Source organism: Aeromonas sp. 600724, from assembly GCF_049175135.1.
In the GTDB taxonomy this organism is placed as follows: Bacteria; Pseudomonadota; Gammaproteobacteria; order Enterobacterales; family Aeromonadaceae; genus Aeromonas; species Aeromonas veronii_A.
The window spans coordinates 126654-139057 of sequence record NZ_JAAKUM010000010.1 but is presented as its reverse complement, the minus strand read 5'-3'; the positions used below and the strand labels follow the sequence as shown (position 1 = coordinate 139057).

Sequence of the window (12404 nt, the reverse complement as noted above, 5' to 3'; positions counted from 1 at the left end):
AGGGCTCAATATGGTCAATTCCGTTACTGAGCAGCTGACGCAGGCGTTGCCACTGCTGGCAGTGGGTGCGGGTCAGACCCTCGCTATCTCGCTGCTGGCCATCCTGTTTGCCACTCTCGGCGGTGTCGCTTACGGCGTGCTGGCACAGCAGGGCGGTCGGTTGGTGCGGGGGCTGCTGCGGCTTTATCTCGAGCTGTTTCGGGTGGTACCGGTGCTGGTGTGGCTCTATCTCTTTTTCTTCGGGTTGCCGATCTTTTTCGGCCTCGATATTCCGGCCTTCTGGTGCGCCGTGCTGGTACTCGCCCTCTGGGGCGCCAGCGAGGTGGGAGAGGTGGTGCGCGGTGGCCTCAACTCCCTCGCCCGTGGTCAGCAGGAGGCCGGCTTGGCGCTCGGGCTCTCGACCTGGCAACTCTATCGCCATGTGTTGCTGCCACAGGCGTTGCAGCGGCTGACGCCGCCGACCATCAACATCTACACCCGCATCATCAAGACCAGTTCGCTGGCGGTGCTGATCGGGGTGGTGGAGGTGATCAAGGTGGGCCAGCAGATCATCGAGCGCACCTATGGTTCCCTGCTTATTTACGGTCTGCTGTTTCTGTTCTTTTTTCTGGTCTGCTATCCGCTCTCGCTCGCCTCGCGCAGGCTGGAGCAACAATGGGGTAATGCGGTATGACACCTCTGCTTGAACTCGGTTCTGTCAGTAAACAGTTCGGCCCGAATCTGGTGCTGGATCGGATCAGCCTCAGCGTGCGCGCCGGGGAGGTGATCGTCATCCTGGGGCCAAGTGGTTGTGGCAAGAGCACCTTGCTGCGCACTCTCAACGGGCTCGAACCCATTCAGGGGGGCGAGATCCGCTTCGATGGTGTGCTGCTGGATGGTGCCACCGACTGGCAACGAGTGCGCCAGCGGATCGGCATGGTGTTCCAGAACTATCACCTCTTCCCCAACCTGACGGTGCTGGAAAACGTGCTGCTCGGCCCCCTGCAGGTGCAAAAGCGGGAGCGGGCAGAGGCGCTGCTGCAAGCCGAGCAGCTTCTGACCCGCATCGGCCTGTGGGAGCGGCGCCATGACTATCCGCGCCAGCTCTCCGGCGGCCAGCAGCAGCGCATCGCCATCGTGCGGGCGCTGTGCATGAACCCGCAGGTGATGCTGTTTGACGAGGTAACCGCCGCCCTCGACCCCGAGATGGTGCAGGAGGTGCTGGAGGTGATCCGCGATCTCGCCGGCAGCGGCATGACCCTGCTTATCGTCACCCACGAGCTGGCTTTCGCCCGGGCGGTGGCGGATCGCATCGTCTTCATGGATGGCGGCCACATTCTGGAGCAGGCCGCCCCCCACCAATTTTTCGACAATCCCAGGAGCCAGCGTGCGCGCCAGTTCCTCGCCAAGTTTTCTTATATAAATGTCATCAAACGAAAGGAGTCAGCATGAAAAAAATCACCTCGGTTCTGCTTAGTGCCTTATTGGGACTGGGTATCGCCAGTGGCGCCTCCCATGCGGCGGACGGTTCCCTCGACAAGATCAAGGCGCGGGACAAGCTCATCGTCGGCGTATTCACCGACAAGCCGCCGTTTGGCTACGTGGACGAGAAGGGGAACTACGTCGGTTTTGACACCGATCTCGGTCGCCGCTTCGCCAAGGATCTGCTGGGGGACGAGAACAAGATCGAATTCGTGGCGGTGGAGCCAGCCAGTCGCATCCCCTTCCTGCAGAGCGACAAGGTGGATCTGATCCTCGCCAATATGACGGTGACCCCGGAGCGGCGAGAGGTGGTGGATTTCACCAACCCGAACCTGCGAGTGGCGGTACAGGTGCTGGTGCCGGAAGGGAGCCCGGCCAAGAAGCTCGATGATCTGGCCAGCAAGACCCTGATCGTGACCACCGGCACCACGGCCGACATCTGGCTGACCCGCAACCATCCGGAGTGGAAGGTACTCAAGTTCGAGAAGAACACCGAATCCTTGCAAGCGCTGGCCCAGGGTCGTGGCGACGCCTATGCCCAGGACAACCTGGTGCTGTTCAGCTGGGCCAAGGAGAACCCGGGCTATCGGGTATTGCCCGAAAAACTGGGCTCGGAAGATCCCATCGCCCCGGCGGTGAAGAAGGGCAATATCGAGCTGCGTGACTGGGTCAACGACCGTCTCGCCAAGCTGGGTGAGGAGAAGTACCTGCTGAAACTCTATGACCAGTATGTGCGTGACAAGCTGAGCCCTGATACCGATCCGAATGATGTGATTGTCGAAGGAGGAAAATGGCAGGGTTAATGGACAAACCCTGTTTTGAAGAGTGTGTTGAGTGTGTGAAGTAAGTGAAGAGTGAGGTCTTGGTTCCGTTGGTATGCAAACCGCAAGGTTTGATTTTTCCGGGCGTCCCCTGCTAGAGAGGACGCCCTTTTTTATGTGCCCAAGCGTGGGTTAGTGCACTTCATCCCACGCCATCTGCCAGTGGGAGCCGATGCCCGGCTCGTACTGGGTGGCTGTGGTGGTCCACTGCTGGCAGTAGCCGCTGTAGGGGAAGGGCTTGCACTGATAGACCTTGCCATTTTTCGGCTGCTGCACCTTGGTGCCGGCGGCATAGGATTTGAGCGAGTTCGGGAAGACGAAGTCGTATTCGCCGCTGCTCTGTTCCTTGAACATCAGATCCATGGTCTGCTGGATGGTCTCGCCGCCCGCTTTCGGGGTGGCCTTGATCACCAGCTGGTGGTGACCTGCCTTGAGCCCTTCCAGCGCCATGGTAAAGGTGTGGCTGCTGTCCTTGATGTCGGCACTGCTTTCACCCTTGGCGACGCCGCCGTGGTCATAGAGGGTGTTGGTGACGGCCAGATCGCCCTGTGCGGTGACGGTGAAATCGAGGGTTGCCTTGCCGTTGTCCAGCACATAGTCGCTGGCCAGACCGCTGACGCTGATGCTGTCCACTACCGGTGGCTGCAGCTGTTGCAGGTCAATCTCGACTCGATCCAGTTTGCTGTCTCGATGCAGATAGACGGGGTTCATACCGTAGACCGGATTGAACTGGCCATCGGCTCCTTGCTGACCGGCGCGGATCAGGCTTTGCTCGGCGTTGATCTTGCTGGCGAGGGCATGAGCCCAGCTGTTCTTCTGGCCCTGCTCGGCGGTGGTGATGGTCAGTACGGTCTGCAGCTCGGGACGCTCGCCGTTGGCATCGAATACCCGGGTCATCGCCTTGTCACCCACGGCAAGGTCAATGGAGGGGTAGATGGTGCCTGCCTGGCTCCACTCCAGCGGCGGCTGGCTACCATCTTTGAACTTGGCATCGATGATGTTGTAGAAGCTGTTGCTGGTGTCGCCCACTTCCCACACGCCAAGGATCACCTGATAACCGGTTCGCTCCGGCAGGACACAGTTATGGGTCACCTGCTTGGGCGGCTGCACCATGTTGCCGTCGATGACGCAGAAGGGGGTCAGGTCGAACGAGTCGCGAGTGAGCGGTTGATTGGGGTTCCAGTCCTGCTTGGTGAGGTAGTAGCGCCAGTTGCGGGTGACGTGGTTGGCGGTGAAGGTCCAGCTGATGGCGAAGGGGCCGGGCTGTACTTCACGCTTGGTCCAGCGGTCGCTGGTCTGGATGTTCAGCTCGCTCCAGCGCGGGCTGCCCGCCGAGGCGATTTGACCATCCTGCGGGCCGGTTTGCGGGAAGCCTGATGGCCCCTCCACGCTCTGGGGTTCCCACTGTACGCCTCCACACTGGCTGTTGCCGCCGGTTTTGCACAGGTAGTTGCGGCTCTCGGGCTGGCTGATGTAGCCATGAGCCAGGGCGCTGCCGCTGGCCAGCAGGGCCAGCACCGCCGCGATGTGATTGAGTTGGATTTTTGCTGCCATACATTCCTCTGTTCGATAGATGTGGGCAGTCAGTTGGCCAGGGAGTTCCCCGATGCACACTTGCGTGTGGCAACCCCGCTATCCTGGACAAAACGTCTGTAGACCGGAGGCTTTGCGTCCCGACCTTTCGGTCAGTTTGCCAAATGACTAGATGGTTAGTGATGGGCCAAATGTTCGGCCATCAGCATTGTGCACCGCATTGATTAATTATTTGAAGTTAAATGTTTAAATGCATAATCCGGTGGCACAAAAAACGTTCTAACTGGCTGTTTTTAAATTGTTCTCTAATTTGTGAATGGCGTCGAATACCGTTGAATAGGCCGATAAGGTGCATGCTGATTGCGTGTTGTCGGCGTAAAAAAACCTGCCAGCCGAGCTGGCAGGTCGAGTGACAAGGCGACACGGATTGACGCCATCAATGGCGGGCGCGCTGCTCGCTATTGGAGTGATGTAGAGTTGGCATCATAGGAGTCTTGCTGGACTCCTTGCCCAGTTTGAACACCGCAAGCCGCTCATCCAGGCTGCGGGAGAGACCGGCCAGCAGTTCGCTCTCCTGCGCCAGTTGCGAGGCGGACTGGGACATCTCGAGCGCCGAGTCGTTGATGCCGCTGACGTTGCGATTCATATCCTCGGCCACCATGCTCTGCTGTTCGGCGGCGGTCGCGATCTGGGTTGCCATGTCGCTCACATGCTGGATATGGTTGACGATCAGAGTGAGATCCTGACCCGCTTGTTGTGACTGGTTGACGCTGCTTTCGGCCAGTTTTCGGCTGGCATCCATGGCATTGGCAGCAGTGACGGCCCGTTGCTGCAACTGGGCGATGGTGCTCTGGATCTCTTCGGTGGACTGGCGGGTACGACTGGCCAGCTGGCGCACTTCATCGGCGACTACGGCAAAGCCACGCCCCTGCTCGCCAGCACGGGCGGCCTCTATGGCGGCGTTGAGAGCCAGCAGATTGGTCTGATCCGAGATGGAGCTGATGACGGCGGTCACTTCACCGATCTGCATGACCCCCTCTTTGAGCTGGTTGACCTGCAGGGTGGCCTGCTCCACCTCGGTAGCCAGCGCCTTGATGCCGTGCACACTGGCGTGAACGTCACGGTTGCCGAGGCCAGCTTCTCCGGTCGCTTCCTGGGTATCCCGCGCGGTATTTTCGGCATGCCCGGCCACATCGGAGATGGTGGCGCTCATCTCGTTCATGGCGGTAGCGAGCTGGGCCAGCTGATCCCGCTGGCTGGTGACCGCCTGATTGGTCTGCTCGGCAGAGGCGGCGATGCGCAGGGCGGCATCCGCCACGTTGCGAGCCCCCTGGCTGGCCTCCAGCAGGGCGTGACGGATGGCATCGAGACTCTGGTTGGTGCAGCGGGCGACCACTCCCAACTCATCCTTGCCCTGTACCGGGATGCTTACCACCAGATCCCCCTTGGCGACCCGTTGCATGGCGTGGTTGATCTGGCTGAGGGGGGAGACGATGGAGTGGGTGATGCGCCAGCCCAGCAGCCCCATCAGCAGGATCACGATGGCGGTGGCGGTACCCATCTTCATGTACTGGGCCCAGATGGTCTGCTGAATATCCTGCAGCAGCATGCCGGAACCGAGGATCCAGCCCCAGGGTTGATAGCCAGAGACCATGGAGAGCTTGTCAGCGGTTTCCCCAGACGGGCCGGTCCAGATGTATTGCAGGGTTCCCTGCTTGCCGCCACGGGCGATGTCGACCATCTGGAACCAGAACTGCCCTGCGGTGGCACCCGAACCCTCTCCCATGGTCTGGCCGACCAGTTCGGGCCGGATGGGATGCACCAGCATCTTGCGGCTCTCGTCGATGACGAACAAATAGTTGTTGCCATCAAAGCGCATATTGGTCAGCAGCTTGCGTGCCTCCAGCTGCGCCTGCTCTGCTGGCAGGGTGCTGGCCAGAAACTGGATCTGGCTCATGGCCTGTTCCAGAACCGCATTGAGCCGCGCCTCTCGCTCGCTCATCAGATTGCGCTGGAGCGCGTTGGCCGAGATAAGCAGCAGCGAGACAAAACCGACAAACGCCAGTGCGAGCAGCAAAATCAATTTGCGGCTCACGGTAATATCACCGAGCTTGAACATGACTAAACCCTCATTTCCCTGTTGATTTTATGTGGCTCTGTACCGCGGCAGCCAGTTCGTAAGAGTTAACAACTCATTTACTTTCAGTCTCTTGCCGACCTTTCTCAAATGAGCGTTTTAACATCAGTATAGTCAGCAGACAGCAACCCCCACTTTTTGGTAGCGTGTTGATGCGCATCCCTGCGCAATTTTTGCCAAAGAGTGTGAATCATTTGGCATTTCACTAAAAAAAGGAGTGGGCCCCGCTCTGGGTGATCCCATAACAAGAGGGAATTTATGAGTTCCATTGCCAGGAATTACTTCAACCAGCTCAACGCCGACTACCTGCAGGTGCACAGGCGCAAGGAGGATCTCTTCTGGTCCACCTATATGGGCACCAGCGACGATCAGGCCGGTTTCACCGCGGCCGAGCAGGCCTACAAGGCCTTTTGTGCCAATCCGGCCCGTCTGCCCGAATTGCGGGAGATGCTGGCGCAGGCCGACGAGGATGATCTCAAGCGCGGTCTGCAAGGCTGGATCGCCTTCTTCGAGTGCAATGTGATTGAAGATCCCGCCGCATCCGCCCTGATGGATGAGTTGGTGGCTGCCGAGGCGGCGCTGTTCGCCCGCCGCAAGGGGCTGAAACTGACCCTGCTGGATGAGCAGGGCCAGCAGGTCGCAGGCAGCCTGCCCGCCGCGAGTACCTCCCTTGCCGCCAGCCCGAACGAGGCGGTGCGCCAGAGCGCGCTCGCCATGTTCCACACCCTGGAGCAGTGGGTGGTCGGCAACGGTTTTCTCGAGGTGGTGGCGATCCGCAACCGCTTTGCCCGCGCCATGGGCTATCGCGACTACTTCGACTACAAGGTGCGCAAGAACGAGCAGATGAGCCCGGAGCAGCTGTTCGCCATCCTCGACGACTTTATTGCCCGCACCGACGCCCGGTTGCAGCAGAGCCTGGCCGAGCTGAAGGCCGCCAAGGGCGAGGCGGCCCTGCTGCCTCACAACCTGCGTTACAGCGTGAGCGGCGACGTGACCCGTCAGCTCGATCCTTACGTGCCCTTCTCGCGGGCGCTGAAGGATTGGGTCGAGAGCTTCCGTCGTCTCGGCATCCAGTATCGCGGGGCGACCCTCACCCTGGACTTGCTGACCCGGGAGGGGAAATACGAGAACGGCTTCTGCCACGGCCCGGTGCCGAGCTTCTTCCAGCAGGGGGAGTGGATACCTGCGGTGGTCAATTTCACCAGCCTGGCCGATCCGGCGCAGGTGGGCAGCGGCTGGAGCGGGCTCAACACCCTGTTCCACGAGGGGGGCCACGCCGCGCATTTTGCCAATGTCACCGGCAATGCCCCCTGCTTCTCACAGGAGTTTCCGCCCACCTCTATGGCTTATGCCGAGACCCAGTCGATGTTCTGCGACAGCCTGCTGGACGATGCCGACTGGCTCAAACGCTACGCCAGAAATGCGGCAGGAGAGGCGATCCCCGATGCGCTTATCAAGGAGATGATCGCCGCCCGTCAGCCGTTTCGCGCTTTTAACGAACGTCAGATCGCGCTGGTGGCCTACTTCGAGCGGGATCTCTACGCCATGGATGAGGCTGAACGTACTCCCGAGGCTGTGCTGGCGCTGGCCCGCAAGTGGGAGCGCAAGATCCTCGGTGTCGAGAGCCCGCGCCCGCTGCTGGCCATTCCGCACCTCCTTAATCAGGAGTCGGCCTGCGCCTATCACGGCTACCTGCTGGCGCTGATGGCGGTGGAACAGACCCGCGCTTACTTCCTCAAGCGCGATGGCTACCTCACCGACAACCCGCGCATCGGGCCGGATCTGGCCGCCCACTACTGGGGGCCGGGCAACGGCATGACTCATGATGAGACCCTGCGCAGCCTGACTGGTGAAGGCTTCAGTGCCGTGCCGCTGGCCGAGGCGTGCAACCTGAGCGCCGCTGAGGCGTGGCAACAGGCGCAAGCCTGCATGGCCGCAGCCCAGCAGCGCCCCGCGGCTGGCGAGGGAAGCCCGCTCGATGCCCATATCCGGGTGGTCCACGGCGCCGAGCTTATCGCCGACAACAACGAGTCGGAAACCCGCATGCTGGCCGACTTCGAGGCGTGGATCGTCAACCATTACCAACCGGTTTCAGCCGAATAATCCGCACAGCTCCCGGTGATCAGGCCGGGAGCTGTGCTTTTCATGGTTATTCGTTGTCGTAACCGTGGCAGACGCTGCCATATTATTGGCAGGTGCGCGACACAGTTTGTCGCCTTGCCGATTGGGTCCGCATTTTGCCATCAGATATGTATTCATATGAACATGAATAGGAATTGTAGGCTGCAAGATAGTAGATTCACTGAGTTACGCTCTTTTGTCTTTTCTGTTAATAGTGCTTTTTGTAGTCATCTTTGTGCATAAAGATTGATCCATTCAACTATCTGCTAGTTATTCTCATCTTTCCGGGTTGACTAAATTGTCCACAACTGCAAAATCGCCCACCTTGCCACCCCCGATGTGAGTCGGGCTCGGAAAGCTTCAGATCTCTTCCCCCGAGATGGCTGAGCCGCACATGAAAATGGCGTCAGCTCTCAACTCTTTCTGCGCGTTCGCCTGCTTCATGCTATCCGTCGATAACGTTGACACTGCTGTTGTGCTGTCCGTGCAGGGCAATGCGCATCTCGCGACATTGCCTGAGTCTGCCGATGCATGGCAACAGGCGGGTCCGTTTTATTGGCTTGGTATCTATTTGTCAGTGAATGGAAAGAGGTTATTTCCCCATGATGAGCACGAGTGAACACCCCGGTCAGATTGCGCTGCTGGGAGGCTCGGTGGATCGTGTTGCCTTGCCACTTCTCGATCTGTCCTGCTGGGATCCATTGCAGCAGCCGGTATTACTGCTCAACCTGCCTGCAGATGAGCAGGACAGGGTATTGCAGGCTGTGCGGCGTGACCCGATACGTTATTTGCAGCCGGTATTTTGTGTTGTGAAGAGCCCGCTCTCTCCCATGTTGGCCGACGGTCTCCTGACACAGCTGGATGAACGGGCCTCTGACATGCTTGAACGGTTGGCGTTGTTGACCCCTCGAGAGCATCCGGATGACATGGAAAAGCTGGCTTGGTACAGCTGGCCTCGCTCCCATTTTCGCTTGTTGCCACGTTGGCAGGCTGGTTGCCGTCAGGGGTACAGCTATCCCCTGCTGGATTGCCTGCTGGGCAGCGAAGCAGGGGATGCCCTCCCGCAGCTGGTTGCAGAGCGTTTATTGCAGAGTGAGCAGCTGGTGGACCGGGTACGTCTTTGTCACAGTTGCAACTCGGCACATCTCAATTTTGTCGATGTGTGTCCCGAATGCGCTCATATCGCCATCCAGGCCAAGCCAGCTGTGCACTGCTTCACCTGCGGGCACGTGGATGATCAGGATGCATTCATGCGACAGGGTGTGCTGCGTTGTCCCAAGTGCGTCACGACTCTGCGTCACATCGGTGTTGACTATGACAGGCCCCTTGAGAAATTCCGTTGTTTGTCATGCCATGCCCGTTTTATGGAGGCTGCCGTCCAGGCGCGTTGCCATGAATGTGGCCAGGCGCACAAACCCGATGATCTGGTGGTTGCGCCCATCTATGAATATCGCATCGGCAAGCTGGCCCGCCACATCGCACGGGAAGGAACTCAACAACTGCATCTGCCGTTGACCTGGGGTACCCCTATGGCCATGGAGCACTTCCCCTGGTTGCTGCAATGGAACAATAGCTTGCTGCAACGCCATGGTGGCTGCCATACCTTGCTGGCTATTCGGGTTGAGCATCTGGCTGAGTTGCGGGCCGAGTTGGGCATGCTAAAGACTCAGCAGCGACTGGCCGCTCTGCTCAGCCGTTTGCAAGCTCTATTCCGTGATACCGATGTCGTTTGCCAGTATGCCGATGACCGATTGTTATTGCTGTTGCCGCATACTGATGCCGACGACTGGCGCATTCTGCAGGAGCGCATTCAGGCATTGAATCTCATCGAAGGACTGGATGCTCTGACGCTGGCGGTGAAAGTACAACCTTTGCCCGCCCTGTTGGGCGACGATACAGCGGTATGGCTCGGCCAGTGGCTGGATGGAGATAGCCCGGATGCATGAGTGGATGAATACGGTGCACTACATCCTGATAGAGATACTGGGTAGCCTCCAGTTTTCTCCCCGGATGATTCTGTTGCTGTTGCCCATGTTGCTGTTGATGGAGGTGCCACTGATGGCGCTGACGTTGACCGGGATCCTGAAATGGTATGCGCGCCAGGTTCCCAGGGCATCTGAACTGCCGCGCGCTCGGCGCTGTCCCAAAGTGTCTTGCATCATCACCTGTTATGGGGAAGGTGAGGCGATCCGCTCCACCATATTGACGCTCAAGGAACAGCTTTATCGCGGTCAAATGGAAATCATTGCTGTGATTGATGGCGCCAAGGCCAACGCGCATACCTATCAGGCTGCGCTCAATTGTGTTCGTGAATTCGAGGGGTGCGAGAACAGAAGTTTGGTCCTGCTACCGAAATGGCAGAGGGGAGGCCGGGTCTCCACTCTCAATGCCGGTCTCTCCGCTGCGACTGGCGAGATAGTGATGAACGCGGACGGAGATACCTCCTTTGACAACAACATGATCGATGAGATCGTGGCTTGTTTCGATGATCCTGATGTGCCTGCTGTGGGAGGGGCATTAAGGGTGCGAAATCTGAACGATGGCGTACTGACCCGGATGCAGAGCATTGAGTACATGATCTCCATGCAGGGGGGCAAGACGGGACTGAGCGAGTGGAACCTCATCAACAATATCTCGGGAGCCTTCGGTGCGTTTCGTCGTGATTTTTTGCGCCAGATTGGTGGGTGGGATACCCATACCGCAGAAGATCTGGATCTGACGGTCCGTATTAAGCATTACCTCAAACGCCATCCGGCTTTAAAGATAGGGTTCGCCCCTCGTGCCATCGGTCACACCGATGCGCCCGCAGACGTGATCACGCTTGCCAAGCAGCGTTTACGCTGGGATGGAGATCTGCTGTTTCTCTATCTGCGCAAGCACAAGCTCTCCCTGACGCCGCGTATTCTGGGCTGGAAGACCTTTTTGTTTACCTTGATCTACGGGGTGGCGCAAAACGTGGTGCTGCCCCTGCTGGTCATGGGTTATAGCTGGTGGTTGGTGCTTAGCTATCCGGGGCAGTTTGTCGCTGCGTTGATGATCTGTCTCTATCTGGTTTACCTGTTTCTTACCCTGGTTAATTTCGCTGTGTTTTTGCTGGCTATATCTGAACGCCCGAAGGCAGATCTACGTCTGCTGCCATGGTTGTGTCTTTACCCGGTGTACACCTTGCTGATGCGCTTGTGGTGCGCCATCGCACTGTTGAATGAGATGTTCCGGCGCGGTCATGAAGAGAGCAGCATGGCCCCCTGGTGGGTATTAAAACGAGGAAATAAATTCTGATGAAAGTCACATTCAATCCCCCCAAGAAGCAGGATGCCACGTCGGATGAAGGGATCCGGGTATTGTATGCCCCCGCCAAGCGTGTCGCCTTCAAGGCTCGCTGGTATCTCATCCTGTTACTGGCATTCAGTCCCGTTATTATTCTGCTGTGGTATCTGGGGCGCGAGTGGTGGCTGACCCAGGCGCCAGCCATCATTACCACCGAGCCGCAACTGGTTGTTGCCAATGGGGATGGCTTTATTCGACACATCTACACGGCTCCCGGCCAGGGGGTGTCACAAGGCGATGCCCTGATGCAGTTCGAATCTCCAACCCTCAAGGCCAACATGGCGGAACGAAAAGCGCGCAGAGCGGCCATCGAATTGAGCAAGGCTGAGGCTGAACAGGCTATCTTGCACAATCTGGACGAACAGATTGGTATTGCCGAACGGGGGAGCCGGGAGCAGGAGGTCATCTATCAGGAGTATGCCGGTTATAAAAAAGAGAAGCTGGTATCCAGTGCAGAGTACGCAACGGCCCTGCTGAATTGGACTCAGTCACGCATAGCTCTGCAGAAGGCAAGGGCAGAGAAGATAGCGCAGGAACTGCAAATCAGTGAGGACCAACTGACCGGACCGCTAGCCAGTGCTCGTCACTTGCTCGATCAGGAGCTGACCGAGATGGAAGCGATGGCGTACCATCAACAGCCAAGAGCTCCGGCGACTGGCAAGGTTTCAGATGTGCTGGTACAGGAGGGGGACTGGGTATTCTCGGGGGCTCCTCTGGCACTTATCTCGAAGCGAGAAGACCCGCTGGTGATAGCCTATGTGCAGCCCAAATATCTCTCTTCAATGGCTCCTGGACACAAGGCTGTCGTCAAGCTGCCCAGCGGGGAGCGTCTGGCTGCCAGGGTCGCCAGACAGGTCGAGCTGGCGGACAAGTTGCCGGCTCAGTTAGCCGCTCCGTTTGAAGGGGAGAAAGCAACCCTCAAGGTCGCACTCTCGCTGGATGAAAAATTACCCCCGAACCTGCAAGTGGAAGGGTTGCCGGTGACCGTGTTGTTTGATTGACGT

Annotated in this window: 9 protein-coding genes and 1 riboswitch; of the genes, 7 read left to right on the top strand and 2 right to left on the bottom strand. The window is 58.6% G+C overall.

Annotated elements, in window-relative coordinates:
• Positions 1 to 10: 10 nt before the first annotated feature.
• The 3 genes from G5168_RS11385 to G5168_RS11375 are packed head-to-tail and all read left to right on the top strand — an operon-like array spanning position 11 to position 2264.
• Complete coding sequence (locus G5168_RS11385; RefSeq protein ID WP_139394183.1) at positions 11 to 673, top strand: amino acid ABC transporter permease; 663 nt, start codon at positions 11 to 13, stop codon at positions 671 to 673.
• A complete protein-coding gene (locus G5168_RS11380; RefSeq protein WP_421172413.1) occupies positions 670 to 1431 on the top strand; it encodes an amino acid ABC transporter ATP-binding protein in 762 nt (253 codons plus the stop codon). Before G5168_RS11385 ends, G5168_RS11380 begins: the two co-directional genes overlap by 4 nt.
• Positions 1428 to 2264 (top strand): transporter substrate-binding domain-containing protein, encoded by an 837-nt coding sequence (locus tag G5168_RS11375; protein WP_421252230.1) that lies wholly within the window; start codon positions 1428 to 1430, stop codon positions 2262 to 2264. Before G5168_RS11380 ends, G5168_RS11375 begins: the two co-directional genes overlap by 4 nt.
• Before the next feature lie 150 nt (positions 2265 to 2414).
• Here G5168_RS11375 and gbpA read toward each other — a convergent pair whose 3' ends face one another.
• Complete coding sequence (gene gbpA, locus G5168_RS11370; RefSeq protein WP_421252229.1) at positions 2415 to 3836, bottom strand: N-acetylglucosamine-binding protein GbpA; 1422 nt, start codon at positions 3834 to 3836, stop codon at positions 2415 to 2417.
• Between the two features lie 65 nt (positions 3837 to 3901).
• Positions 3902 to 3987, bottom strand: a riboswitch (cyclic di-GMP riboswitch).
• Between the two features lie 264 nt (positions 3988 to 4251).
• The gene (locus G5168_RS11365; RefSeq protein ID WP_421252228.1) at positions 4252 to 5934 is read right to left on the bottom strand and encodes a methyl-accepting chemotaxis protein; all 1683 of its coding nucleotides are present in this window, start codon (positions 5932 to 5934) and stop codon (positions 4252 to 4254) included.
• Between the two features lie 276 nt (positions 5935 to 6210).
• Between G5168_RS11365 and G5168_RS11360 the strand changes: the two genes are divergently transcribed.
• From G5168_RS11360 to G5168_RS11345, 4 genes are all read left to right on the top strand, one after another.
• Positions 6211 to 8055 (top strand): M3 family metallopeptidase, encoded by a 1845-nt coding sequence (locus tag G5168_RS11360; RefSeq protein WP_421252227.1) that lies wholly within the window; start codon positions 6211 to 6213, stop codon positions 8053 to 8055.
• 620 nt (positions 8056 to 8675) lie between these two features.
• Positions 8676 to 10019, top strand: a complete 1344-nt coding sequence (locus G5168_RS11355; protein WP_227341458.1) for a diguanylate cyclase domain-containing protein — start codon at positions 8676 to 8678, stop codon at positions 10017 to 10019.
• Positions 10012 to 11352: a glycosyltransferase family 2 protein gene (locus G5168_RS11350; protein ID WP_216952123.1), complete on the top strand. Its 1341-nt coding sequence runs from the start codon at positions 10012 to 10014 to the stop codon at positions 11350 to 11352. Before G5168_RS11355 ends, G5168_RS11350 begins: the two co-directional genes overlap by 8 nt.
• Positions 11352 to 12401 carry an HlyD family secretion protein gene (locus G5168_RS11345; protein ID WP_421249660.1) on the top strand — a complete coding sequence of 350 codons (1050 nt, stop codon included), beginning with the start codon at positions 11352 to 11354 and terminating at the stop codon, positions 12399 to 12401. The genes G5168_RS11350 and G5168_RS11345 overlap by 1 nt, the downstream gene beginning before the upstream one ends.
• The last annotated feature ends 3 nt before the right edge of the window (positions 12402 to 12404 follow it).

Excerpts from the sequence above, each read along its gene's own strand:
- G5168_RS11345 (WP_421249660.1), top strand. The coding sequence starts at position 11,352 with ATGAAAGTCACATTCAATCCCCCCAAGAAGCAGGATGCCACGTCGGAT.
- G5168_RS11355 (WP_227341458.1), top strand. The coding sequence starts at position 8,676 with ATGATGAGCACGAGTGAACACCCCGGTCAGATTGCGCTGCTGGGAGGC.
- gbpA (WP_421252229.1), bottom strand. The coding sequence starts at position 3,836 with ATGGCAGCAAAAATCCAACTCAATCACATCGCGGCGGTGCTGGCCCTG.
- G5168_RS11365 (WP_421252228.1), bottom strand. The coding sequence starts at position 5,934 with ATGTTCAAGCTCGGTGATATTACCGTGAGCCGCAAATTGATTTTGCTG.
- G5168_RS11375 (WP_421252230.1), top strand. The coding sequence starts at position 1,428 with ATGAAAAAAATCACCTCGGTTCTGCTTAGTGCCTTATTGGGACTGGGT.
- G5168_RS11385 (WP_139394183.1), top strand. The coding sequence starts at position 11 with ATGGTCAATTCCGTTACTGAGCAGCTGACGCAGGCGTTGCCACTGCTG.
- G5168_RS11350 (WP_216952123.1), top strand. The coding sequence starts at position 10,012 with ATGCATGAGTGGATGAATACGGTGCACTACATCCTGATAGAGATACTG.
- G5168_RS11380 (WP_421172413.1), top strand. The coding sequence starts at position 670 with ATGACACCTCTGCTTGAACTCGGTTCTGTCAGTAAACAGTTCGGCCCG.
- G5168_RS11360 (WP_421252227.1), top strand. The coding sequence starts at position 6,211 with ATGAGTTCCATTGCCAGGAATTACTTCAACCAGCTCAACGCCGACTAC.